Genomic DNA, 21,348 nt, shown 5'->3' with positions numbered 1-21,348 from the left:
CTCCTAGCTTAAAGGGGCTGGATCAGCCTTGCTTTTTGGTAACAGTCTCGACGATATGCGACGGAGCTGTATTGTATTTTTTGAATTCCATAGAGTAGCTTGCGCGACCCTGAGACATGGAGCGAACGTCGGTTGCGTAACCGAACATCTCACCCAACGGAACCTCGGCGCGGATAACCTTGCCGGAAACCGTATCTTCCATACCCAGAATCATGCCACGACGACGGTTAAGGTCGCCCATGACATCACCCATGTAGTCTTCAGGCGTAACGACTTCTACCGCCATGATAGGTTCAAGCAACTCACCACCGCCCTTCTGGGCCAGTTGCTTGGTAGCCATGGAAGCAGCCACCTTAAACGCCATCTCGTTGGAGTCGACGTCGTGGTAAGAACCGTCGAACACAGTCGCCTTCAGGCCGATCAGCGGATAGCCGGCAACAACGCCGTTCTTCATCTGCTCTTCGATACCTTTCTGGATCGCCGGGATGTATTCCTTAGGAACCACACCACCAACGACTTCGTTCAGGAATTGCAGACCTTCCTGACCTTCGTCAGCCGGTGCAAAACGGATCCAGCAATGACCGAATTGGCCACGACCGCCGGACTGGCGAACGAACTTGCCTTCGATTTCACAGCTCTTCGTGATGCGCTCACGATAGGAAACCTGAGGCTTACCGATGTTGGCTTCGACGTTGAACTCACGGCGCATCCGGTCAACCAGGATGTCCAGGTGCAGCTCGCCCATGCCGGAGATGATCGTCTGACCAGTCTCTTCATCAGTCTTGACGCGGAAAGAAGGGTCTTCCTGAGCGAGCTTGCCCAGAGCGATACCCATTTTTTCCTGGTCGTCCTTGGTCTTAGGCTCAACGGCAACCGAGATAACCGGCTCCGGGAAGTCCATGCGAACCAGGATGATTGGCTTGTCAGCGTTGCACAAGGTTTCACCGGTGGTGACGTCCTTCATGCCGATCAAGGCCGCGATGTCGCCAGCGCGCACTTCCTTGATTTCTTCACGGGCGTTTGCGTGCATTTGCACCATACGACCCACGCGCTCTTTCTTGCCTTTTACCGAGTTGATCACGCCGTCGCCGGATGCCAACACGCCCGAGTAAACTCGAACGAAGGTCAAGGTACCCACGAATGGGTCAGTAGCGATCTTGAACGCCAAAGCCGCGAACGGCTCGTCGTCACTTGCGTGACGCTCCATTTCCTCTTCCTCGTTATCCGGGTTGGAACCCTTGATAGCAGGAATGTCGGTTGGAGCAGGCAGGAAGTCGATAACGGCGTCGAGAACCAGGGGAACGCCCTTGTTCTTGAAGGAAGAACCGCAAACAGCCAGAACGATCTCACCAGCGATAGTACGCTGACGCAGAGCGGCCTTGATTTCCTCGTTGGAGAGTTCTTCGCCCTCGAGGTACTTGTTCATCAGCTCTTCATTGGCTTCGGCCGCAGCCTCAACCATGTTGCTGCGCCATTGCTCGGCTTCTTCCAACAGCTCGGCAGGAATTTCCTTACGAACAGGGACCATGCCCTTGTCGGAGTCATTCCAGTACACGGCCTGCATGTTGATCAGGTCGATCTGGCCCTGGAAGTTGTCTTCCGAACCGATAGCGAGCTGGATAGGCACCGGAGTGTGACCCAGACGCTGCTTGATCTGACCGATCACGCGCAGGAAGTTGGCACCAGCACGGTCCATCTTGTTTACATAAACAAGACGTGGAACACCGTATTTGTTGGCCTGACGCCATACGGTTTCCGACTGAGGCTCAACGCCCGAAGTACCACAGAACACAACGACCGCGCCGTCGAGTACACGCAGGGAACGCTCAACTTCAATGGTGAAGTCTACGTGGCCCGGGGTATCGATAACGTTGAAGCGATGCTCGTGCGGGTACTGCTTCTCGGAACCTTTCCAGAAGGCGGTGATAGCAGCAGAAGTAATGGTAATACCACGCTCCTGCTCCTGAACCATCCAGTCTGTGGTCGCGGCGCCGTCATGCACCTCGCCCATTTTGTGACTTTTGCCGGTGTAAAAAAGGACGCGCTCGGTGGTGGTGGTCTTACCAGCATCCACGTGAGCAACGATACCGATGTTACGGTAGCGGTTAATCGGTGTAGTACGAGCCATAAAGCCCTCGCAAATTGAGTGACGCTAAAATTAGAAGCGGTAGTGCGAGAAAGCCTTGTTGGCTTCAGCCATACGGTGCACGTCTTCACGCTTCTTAACTGCAGCACCTTTACCTTCAGCAGCGTCCAACAGTTCACCAGCCAAACGCAGGGCCATGGACTTCTCGCCGCGCTTGCGGGCGAAGTCTACCAGCCAGCGCATTGCCAGGGCGTTACGACGGGAAGGACGAACTTCGACCGGAACCTGGTAAGTAGCACCGCCTACACGGCGCGACTTCACTTCGACCAGCGGAGCGATGGCGTCGAGAGCTTTCTCGAAGATTTCCAGGGGATCGCTGTTCTTGCGTTCCTTAACTTTGTCCAGTGCGCCATAAACGATACGTTCGGCAACGGCTTTCTTGCCGCTTTCCATAACGTGGTTCATGAACTTGGCGAGAATCTGGCTTCCGTATTTCGGATCGTCCAGAATCTCACGCTTGGCTGCTACGCGACGTCTTGGCATGATAAGCCCTCAAGCGGTCTTCAGGTTAGCCCGGGACAGCGGATGCGTGCCCGACCTTACTCTTATCGACTCAATAAAAATGAAAAACTGCAAAACGACCGATTACTTCGGACGCTTGGTACCGTACTTCGAGCGACCCTGGTTACGACCTTTAACGCCGGAAGTATCCAAAGAACCGCGGACGGTGTGGTAACGAACACCTGGCAAGTCTTTTACACGACCGCCGCGGATCAGTACCACGCTGTGCTCTTGCAGGTTGTGACCTTCACCACCGATGTACGAGGAAACCTCGAAACCGTTGGTCAGGCGCACACGGCATACTTTACGCAGTGCCGAGTTAGGTTTTTTCGGCGTGGTGGTATACACACGGGTGCATACGCCACGACGTTGCGGGCAGTTCTGCAGCGCAGGCACGTCGGATTTCTCGACGATACGCTTACGCGGCTGACGTACCAGCTGGTTGATAGTTGCCATCTACTAGCTCCACTGTTGTCTTGCGACGCTATTGTCTTACAAGAAAAGCAAAATGGCAGGAACGAATTCCCGCCAAATTTAGGGGATCAAGAGTCTAAAGAGGATCTTGTCCCCAGTCAAGGCAAGGCCCCGACCTCCCCGCCCACCGAATCTCGACAATTTGTCTCGATCCGCCGAACGGGATGGCCAGGGCCAGGCACTTAATCAACGCCGAACTCAGTTACCGCTCGAGTTCAGTGCTTCGGTCAGTGCAGCTTCCACTTCACTGGCGCTCACGCGCAGCGGCTTGTCTGCATCACGACGACGCTTGCGTTCGCTGTGATAGGCCAAACCGGTACCGGCCGGGATCAGACGACCCACGACCACGTTTTCTTTCAGGCCGCGCAAGTAGTCGCGCTTGCCGGTTACCGCCGCCTCGGTCAGTACGCGAGTGGTTTCCTGGAAGGAAGCCGCCGAGATGAACGATTCGGTGGACAGCGACGCCTTGGTGATACCCAGCAGTACGCGAGTGAACTTGGCAAGGAACTTGTCCTCGTTCGCCAGACGCTCGTTTTCCACCAGCACGTGAGTCAGTTCCATCTGGTCGCCCTTGATGAAGCTGGAGTCGCCAGACTCGGAGATCTCAACTTTACGCAGCATCTGACGCAGGATGGTCTCGATGTGCTTGTCGTTGATCTTCACGCCCTGCAGACGATAAACGTCCTGGATTTCGTTCACGATGTACTTGGCCAGCGCACTGACACCCAGCAGACGCAGGATGTCATGTGGATCGCTCGGACCGTCGGAGATAACTTCGCCGCGGTTTACCTGTTCGCCTTCGAAGACGTTCAGGTGACGCCACTTAGGAATCAGCTCTTCGTACGGATCGCTACCGTCGTTCGGGGTGATAACCAGACGGCGCTTGCCCTTGGTTTCTTTACCGAACGCGATGGTGCCGCTGACTTCAGCCAGAATCGAGGCTTCTTTCGGACGACGAGCTTCGAACAAGTCGGCAACACGCGGCAGACCACCGGTGATGTCGCGAGTCTTCGAAGTTTCTTGCGGGATACGAGCGATAACATCACCGATCGCGATCCGCGCACCGTCCGCAACACCGACCAGGGCGTTGGCTGGCAGGAAGTACTGAGCGATTACGTCAGTACCTGGCAGCAACAGATCCTTGCCGTTGTCGTCGACCATCTTCACGGCCGGACGGATGTCCTTGCCTGCAGCTGGACGATCTTTTGCGTCGAGCACTTCGATGTTGGTCATACCGGTCAATTCGTCAGTCTGACGCTTGATCGTGATGCCTTCTTCCATGCCCACGTAGGTCACGGTACCTTTCATCTCGGTGACGATTGGGTGAGTGTGCGGATCCCACTTGGCCACGATGGCACCAGCGTCGACCTTGTCGCCTTCCTTCACCGAAATCACGGCACCGTACGGCAGCTTGTAGCGCTCGCGCTCACGACCGAAGTCGTCGGCAATCGCCAACTCACCGGAACGGGAAACGGCGACCAGGTGACCGTCGACACGCTCAACATGCTTCAGGTTGTGCAGGCGGACAGTACCGCCATTCTTCACCTGAACGCTGTCGGCCGCGGAGGTCCGGCTTGCCGCACCACCGATGTGGAACGTACGCATGGTCAGCTGGGTACCCGGCTCACCGATGGACTGGGCAGCAATAACGCCGACCGCTTCACCGATGTTCACCTGGTGACCACGTGCCAGGTCGCGACCGTAGCACTTGGCGCAGATGCCGTAGCGGGTTTCACAGCTGATCGGCGAGCGCACGATCACTTCGTCGATGCTGTTGAGTTCGATGAATTCGACCCACTTCTCGTCAACCAGGGTGCCAGCAGGAACGATGACGTCCTCGGTACCCGGCTTGAATACGTCACGGGCGATGACACGACCCAATACGCGCTCACCCAGCGGCTCTACAACGTCACCGCCTTCGATGTGCGGAGTCATTACCAGGCCATGCTCGGTGCCGCAATCGATCTCGGTCACGACCAGATCCTGGGCAACGTCTACCAGACGACGAGTCAGGTAACCGGAGTTCGCCGTTTTCAACGCGGTATCCGCAAGACCCTTACGAGCACCGTGAGTGGAGATGAAGTACTGGAGTACGCTCAAACCTTCACGGAAGTTCGCAGTAATCGGGGTCTCGATGATGGAGCCGTCCGGCTTGGCCATCAGGCCACGCATACCGGCGAGCTGACGGATCTGCGCAGCAGAACCCCGCGCACCCGAGTCGGCCATCATGTACATCGAGTTGAAGGATTCCTGGTCGACTTCCTTGCCATGGCGGTCGATGACCTTCTCTTTCGAGAGGTTGGCCATCATGGCCTTGGATACTTCGTCGTTCGCCTTGGACCAGAGGTCGATCACCTTGTTGTACTTCTCGCCCTGGGTTACCAGGCCGGACGCGTACTGGCTTTCGATCTCTTTCACTTCTTCGGTGGCTGCACCGATGATGCGGGCTTTTTCATCAGGGATAACGAAGTCGTTAACACCGATGGAAACGCCGGAGATGGTCGAATAGGCAAAACCGGTGTACATCAACTGGTCAGCGAAGATCACGGTCTCTTTCAGACCAACCACGCGGTAGCACTGGTTGATCAGCTTGGAGATCGCCTTTTTCTTCATCGGCAGGTTGACGACATCGAAGGACAAGCCTTTCGGCACGACCTGGAACAGCAGCGCACGGCCGACGGTGGTGTCGACGATACGAGTGTTGGTCACGCTGTTGCCATCACGATCGTTTACGGTTTCGTTGATCCGCACCTTGACCTTGGCGTGCAGTGCGGCTTCGCCGGCACGGAACACACGGTCAACTTCCTGCAGGTCCGCGAACACACGACCTTCGCCCTTGGCGTTGATCGCTTCACGAGTCATGTAGTACAGACCCAATACAACGTCCTGGGACGGAACGATGATTGGCTCACCGTTGGCTGGCGACAGGATGTTGTTGGTCGACATCATCAACGCACGCGCTTCGAGCTGGGCTTCCAGCGTCAGCGGTACGTGCACGGCCATTTGGTCGCCGTCGAAGTCGGCGTTGTACGCAGCACAGACCAGCGGGTGCAGCTGGATAGCCTTACCTTCGATCAGTACCGGTTCAAACGCCTGGATACCCAGACGGTGAAGGGTCGGTGCACGGTTGAGCAGCACTGGGTGTTCGCGAATTACTTCGGCAAGAACGTCCCAGACCTCTGGCAGCTCGCGCTCGACCATCTTCTTGGCGGCCTTGATGGTGGTCGCAAGACCACGCATTTCCAGCTTGCCGAAGATGAACGGTTTGAACAGTTCCAGGGCCATTTTCTTTGGCAGGCCGCACTGGTGCAGACGCAGGGTCGGGCCTACGGTAATTACCGAACGACCGGAGTAGTCAACACGCTTACCGAGCAAGTTCTGACGGAAACGACCCTGCTTACCCTTGATCATGTCAGCCAGGGATTTCAGAGGACGCTTGTTCGAACCGGTGATAGCGCGGCCACGACGACCGTTGTCGAGCAATGCGTCCACCGCTTCCTGCAACATACGCTTTTCGTTGCGCACGATGATGTCCGGAGCGGACAGATCGAGCAGGCGCTTCAAGCGGTTGTTACGGTTGATCACCCGACGATACAGATCGTTGAGGTCGGAAGTCGCGAAACGACCGCCATCAAGCGGAACCAGCGGACGCAGGTCTGGCGGCAGTACCGGCAGAACGGTCAGCACCATCCACTCTGGCAGATTGCCGGAACCCTGGAAGGCTTCCATCAACTTCAGACGCTTGGACAGCTTCTTGATCTTGGTTTCGGAGTTGGTTTGCGGAATCTCTTCACGCAGACGACCAATCTCGTGCTCCAGGTCGATAGCGTGCAGCAGTTCGCGGACAGCTTCGGCACCCATGCGGGCATCGAAATCGTCGCCGAACTCTTCCAGCGCTTCGAAGTACTGTTCGTCGTTGAGCAGCTGACCTTTTTCAAGAGTGGTCATGCCTGGATCGATAACGACATAGCTCTCGAAGTAGAGAACGCGTTCGATATCACGCAGGGTCATGTCCATCAGCAGGCCGATACGGGACGGCAGCGATTTCAGGAACCAGATGTGGGCAACCGGCGAGGCCAGTTCGATGTGCGCCATGCGCTCACGACGAACTTTTGCCAGCGCGACTTCAACGCCGCACTTCTCGCAGATCACGCCGCGATGCTTCAAGCGCTTGTACTTACCGCACAGGCACTCGTAATCCTTTACCGGGCCAAAGATCTTGGCGCAGAACAGACCATCACGCTCGGGTTTGAACGTACGGTAGTTGATGGTTTCCGGTTTTTTTACTTCACCGAACGACCACGAACGGATCATCTCAGGCGAGGCCAATCCAATACGGATGGCGTCGAACTCTTCGACTTGACCCTGGTTTTTCAGCAAATTCAGTAGGTCTTTCAAGGCCTTTCCTCCTGGCGGAGCAGAGAGCGGGCAAAACAGCCCCGCTCTCGATTCGCGTCACGTGTTATTCGGTTTCCAGATCGATATCGATGCCGAGGGAACGAATTTCCTTGATCAACACGTTGAAGGACTCGGGCATGCCCGGCTCCATACGGTGATCGCCGTCCACGATGTTTTTGTACATCTTGGTCCGGCCGTTCACATCGTCCGACTTCACTGTGAGCATTTCTTGCAGAGTGTATGCAGCACCGTATGCTTCCAGTGCCCAGACCTCCATCTCCCCGAAACGCTGACCACCGAACTGCGCCTTACCACCCAGCGGCTGCTGGGTAACCAGGCTGTAAGAACCGGTAGAACGAGCGTGCATCTTGTCGTCTACCAAGTGGTTCAGCTTCAGCATGTACATGTAGCCAACGGTAACCGGACGCTCGAACTTGTTGCCGGTACGACCATCGAACAGCTGCATCTGGCCGCTTTCTGGCAGGTCCGCCAGTTTCAGCATGGCCTTGATTTCGCTTTCCTTGGCACCGTCGAACACCGGGGTAGCCATTGGAACGCCGCCGCGCAGGTTCTTCGCCAAGTCCAGGATTTCCTGGTCGGAGAAGGTGTCCAGCTCTTCGTTGCGCCCGCCGATCTCGTTGTAGATCTCGTGCAGGAACTTACGCAGATCAGCGACCTTGCGCTGCTCTTCGATCATGCGGTTGATCTTCTCGCCCAACCCTTTGGCCGCGAGGCCCAGGTGAGTTTCGAGAATCTGACCAACGTTCATACGCGAAGGTACGCCCAACGGGTTGAGAACCACATCGACCGGGGTGCCATTGGCATCGTGCGGCATGTCTTCAACCGGCATGATCACGGAGACCACACCCTTGTTACCGTGACGACCGGCCATCTTGTCGCCCGGCTGGATGCGACGACGGATTGCCAGGTAAACCTTGACGATTTTCAGCACGCCTGGAGCCAGGTCATCGCCCTGCTGCAGTTTGCGCTTCTTGTCTTCGAACTTGTCGTCCAGCAGACGGCGGCGATCAACGATATAGGCCTGGGCCTTCTCGAGCTGCTCGTTCAGAGCATCTTCAGCCATGCGCAGCTTGAACCACTGGCCATGCTCAAGACCGTCGAGGACTTCGTCGGTGATCTCCTGACCTTTCTTCAGGCCGGCGCCGCCTTCGGCTTTGTGGCCGACCAGGGCGGAGCGCAGACGTTCGAAAGTCGCGCCTTCGACGATACGGAACTCTTCGTTCAGGTCCTTGCGGATCTCGTCGAGCTGAGTCTTCTCGATGGACAGTGCGCGAGCGTCACGCTCAACGCCGTCGCGGGTGAAGACCTGTACGTCGATGACGGTACCTTTGGTGCCGGTAGGCACGCGCAGGGAGGTGTCTTTCACGTCGCTGGCTTTTTCACCGAAGATCGCACGCAGCAGCTTCTCTTCCGGAGTCAGTTGGGTCTCGCCTTTCGGAGTGACCTTGCCGACCAGGATGTCGCCAGCGCCTACTTCAGCACCTACATAAACGATACCGGCTTCGTCCAGCTTGTTCAGTGCAGCTTCACCCACGTTCGGGATGTCCGCAGTGATTTCCTCTGGGCCAAGCTTGGTGTCACGAGCCACACAGGTCAGTTCCTGGATGTGGATCGTGGTGAAGCGGTCTTCCTGGACCACACGCTCGGACAGGCAGATGGAGTCTTCGAAGTTGAAGCCGTTCCATGCCATGAACGCGATGCGCATGTTCTGACCCAGCGCCAGTTCACCCATGTCGGTGGACGGGCCGTCGGCCATGATGTCGCTGCGCTGAACCCGATCACCTTTGCTTACCAGCGGACGCTGGTTGATGCAGGTGTTCTGGTTGGAGCGGGTGTACTTGGTCAGGTTGTAGATGTCGACACCGGCTTCGCCCGGCTCTACTTCGTCATCGGCAACACGAACCACGATACGGCTGGCGTCGACGGAATCGATCACACCGCCGCGACGAGCCACGACGCAAACGCCGGAGTCGCGCGCAACGTTGCGCTCCATGCCAGTACCTACCAGCGGCTTATCGGCACGCAGGGTCGGTACAGCTTGACGCTGCATGTTCGAACCCATCAACGCACGGTTGGCGTCGTCGTGCTCGAGGAACGGGATCAGCGACGCTGCAACCGACACTACCTGCTTCGGCGATACGTCCATCAAGGTGACGTCTTCCGGCGCCTTGACGGTGAACTCGTTCAAGTGACGAACAGCTACCAGCTCGTCGGTCAGGACTTTCTTGTCGTTCATCGTGGCCGAAGCCTGGGCGATCACGTGATCAGCCTCTTCGATGGCAGACAGGAACACGATCTCGTCGGTGACCAGGGCGTCTTTCACCACACGGTACGGGCTTTCGAGGAAGCCATACTGGTTGGTGCGCGCATAGGCGGCCAAAGAGTTGATCAGACCGATGTTCGGACCTTCCGGCGTTTCGATCGGGCATACACGACCGTAGTGAGTCGGGTGTACGTCACGAACTTCGAAGCCTGCACGCTCACGGGTCAGACCGCCTGGGCCGAGTGCGGAAACACGACGCTTGTGGGTGATCTCGGACAGCGGGTTGTTCTGGTCCATGAACTGGGACAGCTGGCTCGAGCCGAAGAATTCCTTCACCGCCGCGGCCACTGGCTTGGCGTTGATCAGGTCTTGCGGCATCAGGCCTTCGCTTTCAGCCATCGACAGGCGTTCCTTGACCGCGCGCTCTACGCGCACCAGGCCAACACGGAACTGGTTTTCGGCCATTTCGCCTACGCAGCGAACGCGACGGTTACCCAGGTGGTCGATGTCATCGACGATGCCTTTGCCGTTACGGATGTCGACCAAGGTCTTGAGCACCGCAACGATGTCATCCTTGTTCAGCACGCCCGAACCTTCGATCTCGGTACGACCGATACGACGGTTGAACTTCATCCGGCCGACCGCGGAGAGGTCATAGCGCTCAGGGCTGAAGAACAGGTTGTTGAACAGGGTCTCGGCAGCATCCTTGGTTGGCGGCTCGCCAGGACGCATCATGCGATAGATCTCGACCAGGGCTTCCAGCTGGTTGCCGGTGGAGTCGATCTTCAGCGTGTCGGAGATGAACGGACCGCAGTCGATGTCGTTGGTGTACAGGGTCTCGATACGAACGACCTGAGCCTTGACGATCTTCGCCAGGATCTCGACGGTGAGCTCGGTATTGCACTCAGCGATGATCTCGCCGGTGGCTGGATGCACGATGACCTTGGCGGTGGTGCGACCCAGGACGTAGTCCATCGGCACCTGCAGCTCTTTGATACCGGCTTTTTCCAGCTGGTTGATGTGGCGAGCAGTAATACGACGGCCTTGCTCGACAATAACCTTGCCCTTGTCGTCCTGGATATCCAGGACCGCGATTTCACCGCGCAGGCGCTGAGGCACCAACTCCAGGCTCAGGTTCTCACCTTGCACATGGAAGACGTTGGTGGTGTAGAACGCGTCCAGCACTTCTTCGGTCGTATAGCCGAGCGCGCGCAGCAGTACCGATGCAGGCAGCTTGCGACGACGGTCAATACGCACGAATACGCAGTCTTTCGGGTCGAACTCGAAGTCCAGCCACGAACCGCGGTAAGGAATGATGCGCGCGGAGTAGAGCAGTTTGCCGGAACTGTGCGTCTTACCACGGTCGTGGTCGAAGAACACGCCCGGGGAACGGTGCAGCTGGGAAACGATTACACGCTCGGTACCGTTGATTACGAAGGTACCGTTCTCAGTCATCAGGGGGATTTCACCCATGTAGACTTCTTGCTCTTTGATGTCCTTGATCGCTTTATTCGACGATTCCTTGTCGAAAATGATCAGGCGCACTTTTACCCGCAAAGGTACGGCGTAAGTAACACCGCGCAATACGCATTCTTTGACATCAAATGCCGGTTCGCCCAGGCGATAACCGACGTACTCCAGCGCAGCATTGCCGGAGTAGCTGATGATCGGGAAAACGGATTTGAAGGCCGCATGCAGGCCCACGTCGCGGAACTGATCTTTAGTCGCTCCCGCTTGCAAGAATTCACGATACGAATCCAGCTGGATGGCCAGGAGGTACGGCACATCCATGACGTCCGGCAACTTGCTAAAGTCCTTGCGGATACGTTTTTTCTCAGTATATGAGTAAGCCATCAGCGTTCCCCAGCTTGGTCACCTGCTTGTTTGGCCCCTCCCGACGGGAGCAGCCAGAAAATCGTGCAAACCCCATGGTTTGCGCCACCACATCGGGTGGTTACAGCTCGCGATCAGCACCGACCCAGTCGGCTGCCAATAACGGAAAAAGGCCGGTGGCAAGAGCCACCAGCCATCAGCCTGTCGCTTAACGCTCGGGCTGGAGACGCAAAGTCGATGCTTACTTCAGCTCGACTTTAGCGCCTGCTTCTTCCAGTGCTGCTTTGGCTTTGTCAGCTGCGTCTTTGGCAACAGCTTCCAGAACCATGGCAGGAGCGCCGTCAACTACAGCCTTGGCTTCTTTCAGGCCCAGACCGGTCAGTTCACGTACTGCCTTGATCACGTTTACTTTCTTCTCGCCAGCTTCGGTCAGCATGACGTTGAATTCGGTTTGCTCTTCAGCAACGGCAGCGGCAACAGCTGGACCAGCGGAAGCAGCAGCAGCGGTAACACCGAATTTTTCTTCGAAAGCTTTGATCAGCTCAACAACTTCCATTACGGACATGTTGCCAACGGCTTCGAGGATATCGTTTTGAGAGATAGACATGACTCTAAATTCCTGGATTGGGGGACGGCCTACGCGACCATCGAAATAAACAAAAAACGCGAAAAGGAGTGTCGAGCCTTAGGCTGCGGCAGCTTCTTTCTGGTCGCGCAGTGCCGCCAGAGTACGAGCCAACTTGCTGGTAGCGCCTTGAATCACGCTCATCAGCTGGGAGATTGCTTCGTCACGGGTCGGCAGAGTTGCCAGTACGTCGATCTGGTTAGCTGCGAGGAACTTGCCCTCGAACGCAGCTGCCTTAATCTCGAACTTGTCCTGACCTTTGGCGAATTCCTTGAACAAACGGGCAGCAGCGCCAGGATGTTGGGTGGAGAACGCGATCAAGGTCGGGCCGGTGAACACGTCGTTGAGGACACTGTATTCAGTGTCAGCAACAGCGCGCTTGAGCAGGGTGTTACGTACTACACGTACGTAAACGCCAGCTTCACGAGCCTCTTTACGGAGTCCGGTCATAGCGCCTACTGTTACGCCACGGGCATCAGCCACGACAGCGGACAGAGCAGCTTTGGCAGCCTCGTTGACTTCAGCGACGATGGCCTTCTTGTCTTCGAGTTTAATTGCCACGGGTTTAACTCCTGCTTGTTACCGTTTCATCCGATCGAAACCGAATGTCGTTTTGGTGTCTGATTCGGTAAGGAACCGGGAGCACCATCTGCGTAGGCTTGTGGTTTAAGACTTTCGTCGCCTACGGTCTTGGACAGCCCCCGCCAGGCAGGGACCCCAATATTTGATTGGCGCAATCGCTTGCGCCAACCTTTGTCTTACGCGTCGAGCGAGCTCTGATCGATGATCAGACCTGGGCCCATAGTGGTGCTCAGGGTAACGCGCTTGACGTAGATACCTTTCGAAGAAGCTGGCTTGATGCGCTTCAGATCAGCGATCAGAGCTTCAACGTTTTCCTTCAGCTTGACGGCGTCGAAGCCGATTTTGCCAACGGAAGTGTGAATGATGCCGTTCTTGTCGGTGCGATAACGAACCTGACCGGCCTTGGCGTTTTTAACCGCGGTGGCTACGTCTGGGGTTACGGTGCCGACTTTAGGGTTAGGCATCAGACCACGTGGACCGAGGATCTGACCCAACTGGCCTACAACGCGCATGGCATCCGGGGATGCGATCACGACGTCATAGTTCAGGTCGCCGCCTTTCATTTCAGCAGCCAGATCGTCCATGCCTACGCGATCAGCACCAGCGGCCAGAGCAGCTTCAGCTGCTGGGCCCTGGGTGAACACGGCAACACGAACAGTCTTGCCAGTGCCGTGTGGCAGCACGGTAGCGCTACGTACGACCTGGTCGGATTTACGTGGGTCAACGCCCAGGTTAACAGCAACGTCGAACGACTCGCTGAACTTGACAGTCGACAGCTCGGCCAGCAGAGCGGCGGCGTCTACAAAGTTGTAGGCCTTGCCTGCTTCGATTTTGCCGGCGATAGCCTTTTGACGCTTGGTCAGCTTAGCCATTACACACCCTCCACGTTAAGGCCCATGCTACGAGCAGAACCGGCGATAGTACGCACGGCTGCATCCATATCAGCTGCAGTCAGATCCGCGTTTTTGGTTTTCGCGATTTCTTCCAGCTGAGCACGGGTAACGGTGCCAACCTTAACGGTGTTTGGACGAGCGGAACCGCTGGTCAAACCTGCAGCCTTCTTCAGCAGAACCGAAGCAGGGGTGCTTTTTGTTTCGAAAGTGAAGCTGCGGTCGCTGTAGACAGTGATGATCACTGGAGTCGGCAGACCTGGCTCAAGACCCTGAGTACGGGCGTTGAAAGCCTTGCAGAATTCCATGATGTTCACGCCGTGCTGACCCAGTGCAGGACCAACAGGTGGGCTTGGGTTAGCCTGAGCGGCCTTCACTTGCAGCTTGATGTAAGCGGTAATCTTCTTGGCCATGAGGCACTCCAATTACGGGTTCGAACGCCTCGAAAGGCTCCCCGGTTGCTTGCGCGTTTATCCCAGTGACGACAAAACCCCACAGCCTTGGGCTGCGGGGTTGGGATGCCTGTCCAATCAGACCTTTTCGACCTGACTGAACTCCAACTCTACCGGAGTAGAGCGACCGAAAATGAGCACCGCGACCTGAATCCGGCTCTTTTCGTAGTTAACCTCTTCAACCGTGCCATTGAAGTCAGCGAATGGACCGTCGGTGACGCGTACAACCTCACCTGGCTCAAACAATGTCTTCGGCTTCGGCTTGTCGCTACCATCAGCGACACGACGCAGAATCGCTTCCGCCTCTTTATCTGTGATCGGCGCCGGCTTGTCGGCGGTACCGCCAATAAAGCCCATCACCCGAGGGGTATCCTTGACCAAGTGCCAAGTCCCTTCGTTCATATCCATCTGTACCAGCACATAGCCTGGAAAGAACTTACGTTCACTTTTGCGCTTCTGGCCATTACGCATTTCAACCACTTCTTCAGTGGGAACCAGAATCTCGCCAAAGCCATCTTCCATGCCTGCCAGCTTCACACGCTCTATCAACGAGCGCATAACATGCTTCTCGTAACCCGAGTAAGCATGCACAACGTACCAACGCTTAGCCACGGGACACCCTTAGCCAACAATCAAGGAAACAAGCCAACCGAGCAGGGAATCGAGCCCCCACAGCAGCAACGCCATCACCAAAACAACAGCCACAACGATCAACGTGGTCTGCGTGGTTTCCTGGCGAGTCGGCCATACGACTTTACGAATCTCGGTGCGAGCTTCCTTAGCGAGTACAAAGAAAGACTTGCCCTTGGCTGTCTGCAGGCCTACAAAGGCAGCTACAGCAGCAATGGCAAGCAATGCAAGTACACGGTACAGGATCGGCGAAGCAGAAAAATACTGATTGCCAACAACGCCAACAACCACCAAAGCGACTACCACTAGCCACTTGAGCAGATCGAAGCGAGAGCCTTGAGCTTCAGCTTTAGGAGTCATCTATGAAGATCCTGTGAAAAGAAAGCCAGACACACCGAGTGAATCTGGCAGGTCAGGAGGGAATCGAACCCCCAACCTACGGTTTTGGAGACCGTCGCTCTGCCAATTGAGCTACTGACCTAAAACAAAATCAGGCCGACCATTATGCCGGCCCGAAAAAGACATTACAACTATTTACTCGATGACTTTGGCTACGACGCCGGCGCCGACGGTACGACCGCCTTCACGGATAGCGAAACGCAGGCCGTCTTCCATCGCGATGGTCTTGATCAGAGTGACAGTCATCTGAATGTTGTCACCTGGCATTACCATTTCAACGCCTTCTGGCAGCTCGCAGTTACCAGTCACGTCAGTTGTACGGAAGTAGAACTGTGGACGGTAGCCTTTGAAGAACGGAGTGTGACGACCGCCTTCTTCCTTGCTCAGAACGTAGACTTCTGCGGTGAACTTGGTGTGCGGCTTGACAGTGCCTGGCTTGACCAGAACCTGGCCACGCTCAACGTCGTCACGCTTGGTGCCGCGCAGCAGTACGCCGCAGTTCTCGCCAGCACGACCTTCGTCGAGCAGCTTGCGGAACATTTCAACGCCGGTGCAGGTAGTTTTCTGAGTGTCGCGCAGACCGACGATCTCAACTTCTTCCTGGATACGGACGATGCCACGCTCAACACGACCAGTCACAACAGTACCGCGACCGGAGATCGAGAACACGTCTTCGATTGGCATCAGGAACGGCTTGTCGATAGCACGCTCCGGCTCTGGGATGTAGCTGTCCAGAGTTTCCACCAGCTTCTTGACAGCAGTGGTGCCCATTTCGTTGTCGTCTTGGCCGTTCAGAGCCATCAGAGCCGAACCGATGATGATTGGAGTGTCATCACCTGGGAAGTCATAAGTGCTCAGCAGGTCGCGCACTTCCATCTCAACCAGTTCCAGCAGCTCAGCGTCGTCAACCATGTCAGCCTTGTTCAGGAAGACAACGATGTACGGAACGCCTACCTGACGGGACAGCAGGATGTGCTCACGGGTTTGTGGCATCGGACCATCAGCAGCCGAGCAAACCAGGATCGCGCCGTCCATCTGGGCAGCACCGGTGATCATGTTTTTTACGTAGTCGGCGTGACCTGGGCAGTCAACGTGTGCGTAGTGACGCACGGACGAATCGTATTCAACGTGAGCGGTGTTGATGGTGATACCGCGAGCTTTCTCTTCCGGGGCGCTGTCGATCTTGTCGAAGTCAACCTTGGCCGAACCGAAAACCTCGGAGCAGACACGGGTCAGAGCAGCGGTCAGCGTGGTCTTACCGTGGTCGACGTGACCGATGGTACCAACGTTGACGTGCGGCTTATTACGTTCGAACTTTTCCTTAGCCATCGAAATCACCCCTAGGAGAAGAATTTAGCAAGTCACACGAGCCATTAAAACAAAGGCAGATATTTTCATATCTGCCTTGTAATATGGAGCTCTTGAGCGGATTTGAACCGCTGACCTCACCCTTACCAAGGGTGTGCTCTACCAACTGAGCTACAAGAGCAAAACATTTTGCACAACCTGCAAACTTGGAGCGGGTAGCGGGAATCGAACCCGCATCATCAGCTTGGAAGGCTGAGGTTCTACCACTAAACTATACCCGCGGAGCTTGCAGCTCACGCTAAAACTGGTGGAGGGGGAAGGATTCGAACCTTCGAAGTCGTAGACGTCAGATTTACAGTCTGATCCCTTTGGCCGCTCGGGAACCCCTCCTAAGCGAGCCGGCATTCTATATCATGCCAGCCTTCTGTCAAGCATTTTCTCATTAAAAACCTGAGGTTAGCTGCGTTGACATCGCTCCGCACTGATAACCGTTAAAGGTCTTCACTGCGAAGCGGGCGCCATTCTATGCAAACTACCCAGCAGGCGCAACCCCTTCGCATGGCATTATTTTATGTTTTAACTCATTGAATTCTTTAGAAAGGTTTTGAACCAACCCTTCATTAACCTTTCCTGCGCTTTCAGGAACAACCTGGACCCAAAATCCTCCGACCTCAGGTGCACCTTCGGAGCTCAGCACAGATGTACGCCCCATCACGCCCAACGAAACCAATCGCTGCTCCAGCTGCCTGGCCAGCTCAGCACGAGCAAAACCGCCTAGATAATTACAACTCTTGCGCACCTCTCCGGACTTGCCGAAATCACGCCTGACAAGCGAATCCGCCGTTTCACTCAGAAGATGAATATCCTGCTGCGAGCCGCGATACAAGCTCAGTGGCGTTACATCCTTGGCCCGCAGCGGGGCCTCCTGCTGATGCCAGACATAGTAGAAGCCATTCAGAACCAGTAACAACAGAAACAGCCACCGCATAGAAACCTCAAGACAAAGGACAAGCCATCGCCAAGCCAACAAAAACCAGGTCAGGCGCAACCTTGGCTTGCGGTACAACCCCAACAACCAGACTGGCGTCCCCTCCCGTTAAAAACACCTCGAAATCCTGCCCCCAGTATTGCCGCGCCAATTCAAGCTGGGTCAGGACGAAACCTCTGAGCATCAGCATACAACCGCGCTCAACCGCCTCGACCGTCGCCCTTCCCGGAGCAAGAGTCTCGTGCGCTCGCTCGGCAGCAGTGTCATCGTAGCGAATTCGCCGAGTATGGGTACGCAACTGGTTGCGCATCAAAGGCATGCCCGGACAAATGAACCCCCCTAGATGCTCACCGTCCGCCGCCACGAAGTCGGCTGTAACGGCCGTGCCAAAATCGAGCACCAGGCAAGCGCCGGAAGCGAGGTGGAAACCGCCAAGCAAGGCAAGCCAACGATCAAGACCTAACCGATCGTACTCTTCGTAACCATTTGTCACGCCCGCCATTTCTCGAGCCGGTACGGCACGCACCACTGACATCCCGAAGGTCTGTGTCAAGGAAGCGACCAACGAGTCAGTTTCCTCGGGCGTCCTGACGCTGACCAGACGGCATTTCTTTAGCTGAAACCTCTGGGCATCGCTCAGGCTGGCGAGCAGATCATCATCGGAACCGACCACACCACCTTCAACAGGCGTAACACCGTCGGAGCAAAGAACCCGCCATTTGATAAAACTGTTGCCGCAATCGAGCTCAAGAATCATCACGCAACCTCAAACTGAGCTCACCGCCGCTAAAGCTCTTTTCCACACCATCCACCTTCAAACGCAGCGCTCCCTGGTGGTCAATGCCCATCACAACGCCGTCAATTTGCTTCACACCCGCAATTAGCGAAACGGCACGGCCCTGCCATAAATGATAGTTTTCCCACTCCAGCTGGATCGCCGCAAACCCCGACGCATGATGCAACTCGAGGTATTGTTGAAGCTTCGCGCTCATATGGACCACAAGATCGTTACGATCAAATACACGGCCTGCCTCTAGGCTCATGGACGTCCACTGCTGATCAACCTCGTCAGTTGATTGCATATTCACGTTGACCCCGACACCCAGGACGACATGACAGACGTCCGCCGGATCACCCACTAATTCGAGCAAGATACCGGCAATTTTTTTGTTGCCCACCAACACATCGTTGGGCCATTTCAACCCAGCCTCAGCGATTCCAAAATCACGAAGCGCATGCATGACAGCGAGCCCAACGACGAGACTCAGCCCTTCGATTTGCCGCATACCGCCATCAATGCGCAAGACCAGACTGTAATAAAGATTGGCAGCGAACGGACTGACCCATTTACGGCCACGACGACCGCGGCCAGCGAGCTGCCGCTCAGCCAAGACCAAGAATGGCGCATCCACTCCGCGCTCTATGGAACGCAACGCTTCGGCATTGGTAGAGTCGATGGAGTCATGGATATAGACAGGCCACTCAAAGCCTTCTTTCGCGCAGATTTTCGCAGCATCCAAAAGTGACAGCGGCCTAGCCAACTGATACCCCTTGCCTCTAACTTTATGAACAGACAATCCCAACTCGGCCTCCAGATGCTGCAATTGCTTCCAGACAGCACTGCGACTGATGCCCAGCCCGGCACCTAGTGCCTGGCCTGAATGGAAACGACCATCCTTCAGAAGTTTTAACAACGTGAGCATACGAACCGCGCCTGATTACCGAGGCCAGCATGATAGTCGTGCACAGGACTGTTGCATAGAAACTCGAAACGGCTTTACCAAGCGCAAAAACAAAACCCCTACCTGCATCAGCAGATAGGGGTTTCGGAATTTAATCTTGACGATGACCTACTCTCACATGGGGAAACCCCACACTACCATCGGCGATGCATCGTTTCACTTCTGAGTTCGGGATGGGATCAGGTGGTTCCAATGCTCTATGGTCGTCAAGAAATTCGGTAGCCAGCGCGTGCCTTACGGTCACGTTCCAGCGAATGGGTATGTGATAGCGTGTTGCTTGTGAGTATCTCGAACTTTCGGTTCGTTTCGTCTTCACAACACCGCAATCTGGCCTCTTTCGAGTCTACAAATTGCTTGGGTGTTATATGGTCAAGCCTCACGGGCAATTAGTACAGGTTAGCTCAACGCCTCACAGCGCTTACACACCCTGCCTATCAACGTCGTAGTCTTCGACGGCCCTTCAGGGAGCTCAAGGCTCCAGTGAGATCTCATCTTGAGGCAAGTTTCCCGCTTAGATGCTTTCAGCGGTTATCTTTTCCGAACATAGCTACCCGGCAATGCCACTGGCGTGACAACCGGAACACCAGAGGTTCGTCCACTCCGGTCCTCTCGTACTAGGAGCAGCCCCTCTCAAATCTCAAACGTCCACGGCAGATAGGGACCGAACTGTCTCACGACGTTCTAAACCCAGCTCGCGTACCACTTTAAATGGCGAACAGCCATACCCTTGGGACCGGCTTCAGCCCCAGGATGTGATGAGCCGACATCGAGGTGCCAAACACCGCCGTCGATATGAACTCTTGGGCGGTATCAGCCTGTTATCCCCGGAGTACCTTTTATCCGTTGAGCGATGGCCCTTCCATACAGAACCACCGGATCACTAAGACCTACTTTCGTACCTGCTCGACGTGTCTGTCTCGCAGTCAAGCGCGCTTTTGCCTTTATACTCTACGACCGATTTCCGACCGGTCTGAGCGCACCTTCGTACTCCTCCGTTACTCTTTAGGAGGAGACCGCCCCAGTCAAACTACCCACCATACACTGTCCTCGATCCGGATAACGGACCTGAGTTAGAACCTCAAAGTTGCCAGGGTGGTATTTCAAGGATGGCTCCACGCAGACTGGCGTCCACGCTTCAAAGCCTCCCACCTATCCTACACAAGCAAATTCAAAGTCCAGTGCAAAGCTATAGTAAAGGTTCACGGGGTCTTTCCGTCTAGCCGCGGATACACTGCATCTTCACAGCGATTTCAATTTCACTGAGTCTCGGGTGGAGACAGCGCCGCCATCGTTACGCCATTCGTGCAGGTCGGAACTTACCCGACAAGGAATTTCGCTACCTTAGGACCGTTATAGTTACGGCCGCCGTTTACCGGGGCTTCGATCAAGAGCTTCGCGTTAGCTAACCCCATCAATTAACCTTCCGGCACCGGGCAGGCGTCACACCCTATACGTCCACTTTCGTGTTTGCAGAGTGCTGTGTTTTTAATAAACAGTCGCAGCGGCCTGGTATCTTCGACCGGCGTGGGCTTACGCAGCAAGTGCTTCACCCTCACCGGCGCACCTTCTCCCGAAGTTACGGTGCCATTTTGCCTAGTTCCTTCACCCGAGTTCTCTCAAGCGCCTTGGTATTCTCTACCCAACCACCTGTGTCGGTTTGGGGTACGGTTCCTGGTTACCTGAAGCTTAGAAGCTTTTCTTGGAAGCATGGCATCAACCACTTCGTCACCCAAAGGGTAACTCGTCATCAGCTCTCGGCCTTAAGATCCCGGATTTACCTAAGATCTCAGCCTACCACCTTAAACTTGGACAACCAACGCCAAGCTGGCCTAGCCTTCTCCGTCCCTCCATCGCAATAACCAGAAGTACAGGAATATTAACCTGTTTTCCATCGACTACGCTTTTCAGCCTCGCCTTAGGGACCGACTAACCCTGCGTCGATTAACGTTGCGCAGGAAACCTTGGTCTTTCGGCGTGGGTGTTTTTCACACCCATTGTCGTTACTCATGTCAGCATTCGCACTTCTGATACCTCCAGCAAGCTTCTCAACTCACCTTCACAGGCTTACAGAACGCTCCTCTACCGCATCACTTACG

The 21,348-nt window shown here is 55.6% G+C and carries 15 protein-coding genes, 4 tRNA genes and 2 rRNA genes (1 of these 21 running past the window's edge); all 21 read right to left on the bottom strand.

The window, feature by feature from the left end; genetic code table 11:
- Positions 1–22: 22 nt before the first annotated feature.
- Positions 23–2,128 carry an elongation factor G gene (gene fusA / locus DOCECA_RS25225; RefSeq protein ID WP_434562044.1) on the bottom strand — a complete coding sequence of 702 codons (2,106 nt, stop codon included), beginning with the start codon at positions 2,126–2,128 and terminating at the stop codon, positions 23–25.
- 30 nt (positions 2,129–2,158) lie between these two features.
- Complete coding sequence (gene rpsG, locus DOCECA_RS25220; protein ID WP_003186074.1) at positions 2,159–2,629, bottom strand: 30S ribosomal protein S7; 471 nt, start codon at positions 2,627–2,629, stop codon at positions 2,159–2,161.
- Positions 2,630–2,731: 102 nt separating this feature from the next.
- Complete coding sequence (gene rpsL, locus DOCECA_RS25215) at positions 2,732–3,103, bottom strand: 30S ribosomal protein S12 (RefSeq protein ID WP_003186084.1); 372 nt, start codon at positions 3,101–3,103, stop codon at positions 2,732–2,734.
- Between the two features lie 216 nt (positions 3,104–3,319).
- The gene (gene rpoC / locus DOCECA_RS25210) at positions 3,320–7,519 is read right to left on the bottom strand and encodes a DNA-directed RNA polymerase subunit beta' (protein WP_420767525.1); all 4,200 of its coding nucleotides are present in this window, start codon (positions 7,517–7,519) and stop codon (positions 3,320–3,322) included.
- A gap of 64 nt (positions 7,520–7,583) precedes the next feature.
- A complete protein-coding gene (gene rpoB, locus DOCECA_RS25205; RefSeq protein ID WP_420767524.1) occupies positions 7,584–11,657 on the bottom strand; it encodes a DNA-directed RNA polymerase subunit beta in 4,074 nt (1,357 codons plus the stop codon).
- Positions 11,658–11,877: 220 nt separating this feature from the next.
- Entirely contained in the window at positions 11,878–12,243 is a 366-nt protein-coding gene (gene rplL / locus DOCECA_RS25200) for a 50S ribosomal protein L7/L12 (RefSeq protein ID WP_007970414.1), read from the bottom strand.
- A 78-nt stretch (positions 12,244–12,321) separates the two neighbouring features.
- Complete coding sequence (gene rplJ, locus DOCECA_RS25195) at positions 12,322–12,822, bottom strand: 50S ribosomal protein L10 (protein WP_003206099.1); 501 nt, start codon at positions 12,820–12,822, stop codon at positions 12,322–12,324.
- A gap of 197 nt (positions 12,823–13,019) precedes the next feature.
- A complete protein-coding gene (rplA, locus tag DOCECA_RS25190; RefSeq protein WP_030138521.1) occupies positions 13,020–13,715 on the bottom strand; it encodes a 50S ribosomal protein L1 in 696 nt (231 codons plus the stop codon).
- Positions 13,715–14,146 carry a 50S ribosomal protein L11 gene (gene rplK / locus DOCECA_RS25185; protein WP_003176435.1) on the bottom strand — a complete coding sequence of 144 codons (432 nt, stop codon included), beginning with the start codon at positions 14,144–14,146 and terminating at the stop codon, positions 13,715–13,717. Before rplK ends, rplA begins: the two co-directional genes overlap by 1 nt.
- A 117-nt stretch (positions 14,147–14,263) precedes the next feature.
- Positions 14,264–14,797, bottom strand: coding sequence for a transcription termination/antitermination protein NusG (nusG, locus tag DOCECA_RS25180; protein ID WP_010443972.1), 534 nt, complete (start codon positions 14,795–14,797; stop codon positions 14,264–14,266).
- Between the two features lie 9 nt (positions 14,798–14,806).
- Positions 14,807–15,175, bottom strand: a complete 369-nt coding sequence (gene secE / locus DOCECA_RS25175) for a preprotein translocase subunit SecE (protein WP_024776457.1) — start codon at positions 15,173–15,175, stop codon at positions 14,807–14,809.
- Between the two features lie 45 nt (positions 15,176–15,220).
- Positions 15,221–15,296, bottom strand: a tRNA-Trp gene (locus DOCECA_RS25170).
- A 53-nt stretch (positions 15,297–15,349) separates the two neighbouring features.
- Complete coding sequence (gene tuf / locus DOCECA_RS25165; protein ID WP_339481469.1) at positions 15,350–16,543, bottom strand: elongation factor Tu; 1,194 nt, start codon at positions 16,541–16,543, stop codon at positions 15,350–15,352.
- Positions 16,544–16,627: 84 nt separating this feature from the next.
- Positions 16,628–16,703, bottom strand: a tRNA-Thr gene (locus DOCECA_RS25160).
- A 26-nt stretch (positions 16,704–16,729) separates the two neighbouring features.
- Positions 16,730–16,803: transfer RNA gene (locus tag DOCECA_RS25155), tRNA-Gly, on the bottom strand.
- A gap of 24 nt (positions 16,804–16,827) precedes the next feature.
- Positions 16,828–16,912, bottom strand: a tRNA-Tyr gene (locus DOCECA_RS25150).
- A gap of 142 nt (positions 16,913–17,054) precedes the next feature.
- Positions 17,055–17,510, bottom strand: a complete 456-nt coding sequence (locus DOCECA_RS25145; protein ID WP_445571250.1) for a hypothetical protein — start codon at positions 17,508–17,510, stop codon at positions 17,055–17,057.
- Between the two features lie 7 nt (positions 17,511–17,517).
- A complete protein-coding gene (locus DOCECA_RS25140; protein ID WP_445571249.1) occupies positions 17,518–18,267 on the bottom strand; it encodes a pantothenate kinase in 750 nt (249 codons plus the stop codon).
- Entirely contained in the window at positions 18,257–19,213 is a 957-nt protein-coding gene (gene birA / locus DOCECA_RS25135) for a bifunctional biotin--[acetyl-CoA-carboxylase] ligase/biotin operon repressor BirA (RefSeq protein ID WP_445571248.1), read from the bottom strand. The genes DOCECA_RS25140 and birA overlap by 11 nt, the downstream gene beginning before the upstream one ends.
- Before the next feature lie 134 nt (positions 19,214–19,347).
- Positions 19,348–19,463 (bottom strand): 5S ribosomal RNA (gene rrf / locus DOCECA_RS25130).
- Between the two features lie 154 nt (positions 19,464–19,617).
- Positions 19,618–21,348: ribosomal RNA gene (locus tag DOCECA_RS25125) — 23S ribosomal RNA — on the bottom strand; it runs 1,161 nt beyond the window's last position.

It is taken from the genome of Pseudomonas sp. E102 (assembly GCF_052660185.1).
The sequence above is the reverse complement of the archived record's forward strand: the minus strand, read 5'-3'. Positions and strand labels throughout refer to the sequence as shown.

Coding starts and splice junctions, on each gene's coding strand:
- rpoB (WP_420767524.1), bottom strand. CDS start 11,657: ATGGCTTACTCATATACTGAGAAAAAACGTATCCGCAAGGACTTTAGC.
- rplK (WP_003176435.1), bottom strand. CDS start 14,146: ATGGCCAAGAAGATTACCGCTTACATCAAGCTGCAAGTGAAGGCCGCT.
- DOCECA_RS25140 (WP_445571249.1), bottom strand. CDS start 18,267: ATGATTCTTGAGCTCGATTGCGGCAACAGTTTTATCAAATGGCGGGTT.
- rplA (WP_030138521.1), bottom strand. CDS start 13,715: ATGGCTAAGCTGACCAAGCGTCAAAAGGCTATCGCCGGCAAAATCGAA.
- fusA (WP_434562044.1), bottom strand. CDS start 2,128: ATGGCTCGTACTACACCGATTAACCGCTACCGTAACATCGGTATCGTT.
- DOCECA_RS25145 (WP_445571250.1), bottom strand. CDS start 17,510: ATGCGGTGGCTGTTTCTGTTGTTACTGGTTCTGAATGGCTTCTACTAT.
- tuf (WP_339481469.1), bottom strand. CDS start 16,543: ATGGCTAAGGAAAAGTTCGAACGTAATAAGCCGCACGTCAACGTTGGT.
- rpsL (WP_003186084.1), bottom strand. CDS start 3,103: ATGGCAACTATCAACCAGCTGGTACGTCAGCCGCGTAAGCGTATCGTC.
- birA (WP_445571248.1), bottom strand. CDS start 19,213: ATGCTCACGTTGTTAAAACTTCTGAAGGATGGTCGTTTCCATTCAGGC.
- rpsG (WP_003186074.1), bottom strand. CDS start 2,629: ATGCCAAGACGTCGCGTAGCAGCCAAGCGTGAGATTCTGGACGATCCG.
- secE (WP_024776457.1), bottom strand. CDS start 15,175: ATGACTCCTAAAGCTGAAGCTCAAGGCTCTCGCTTCGATCTGCTCAAG.
- rplL (WP_007970414.1), bottom strand. CDS start 12,243: ATGTCTATCTCTCAAAACGATATCCTCGAAGCCGTTGGCAACATGTCC.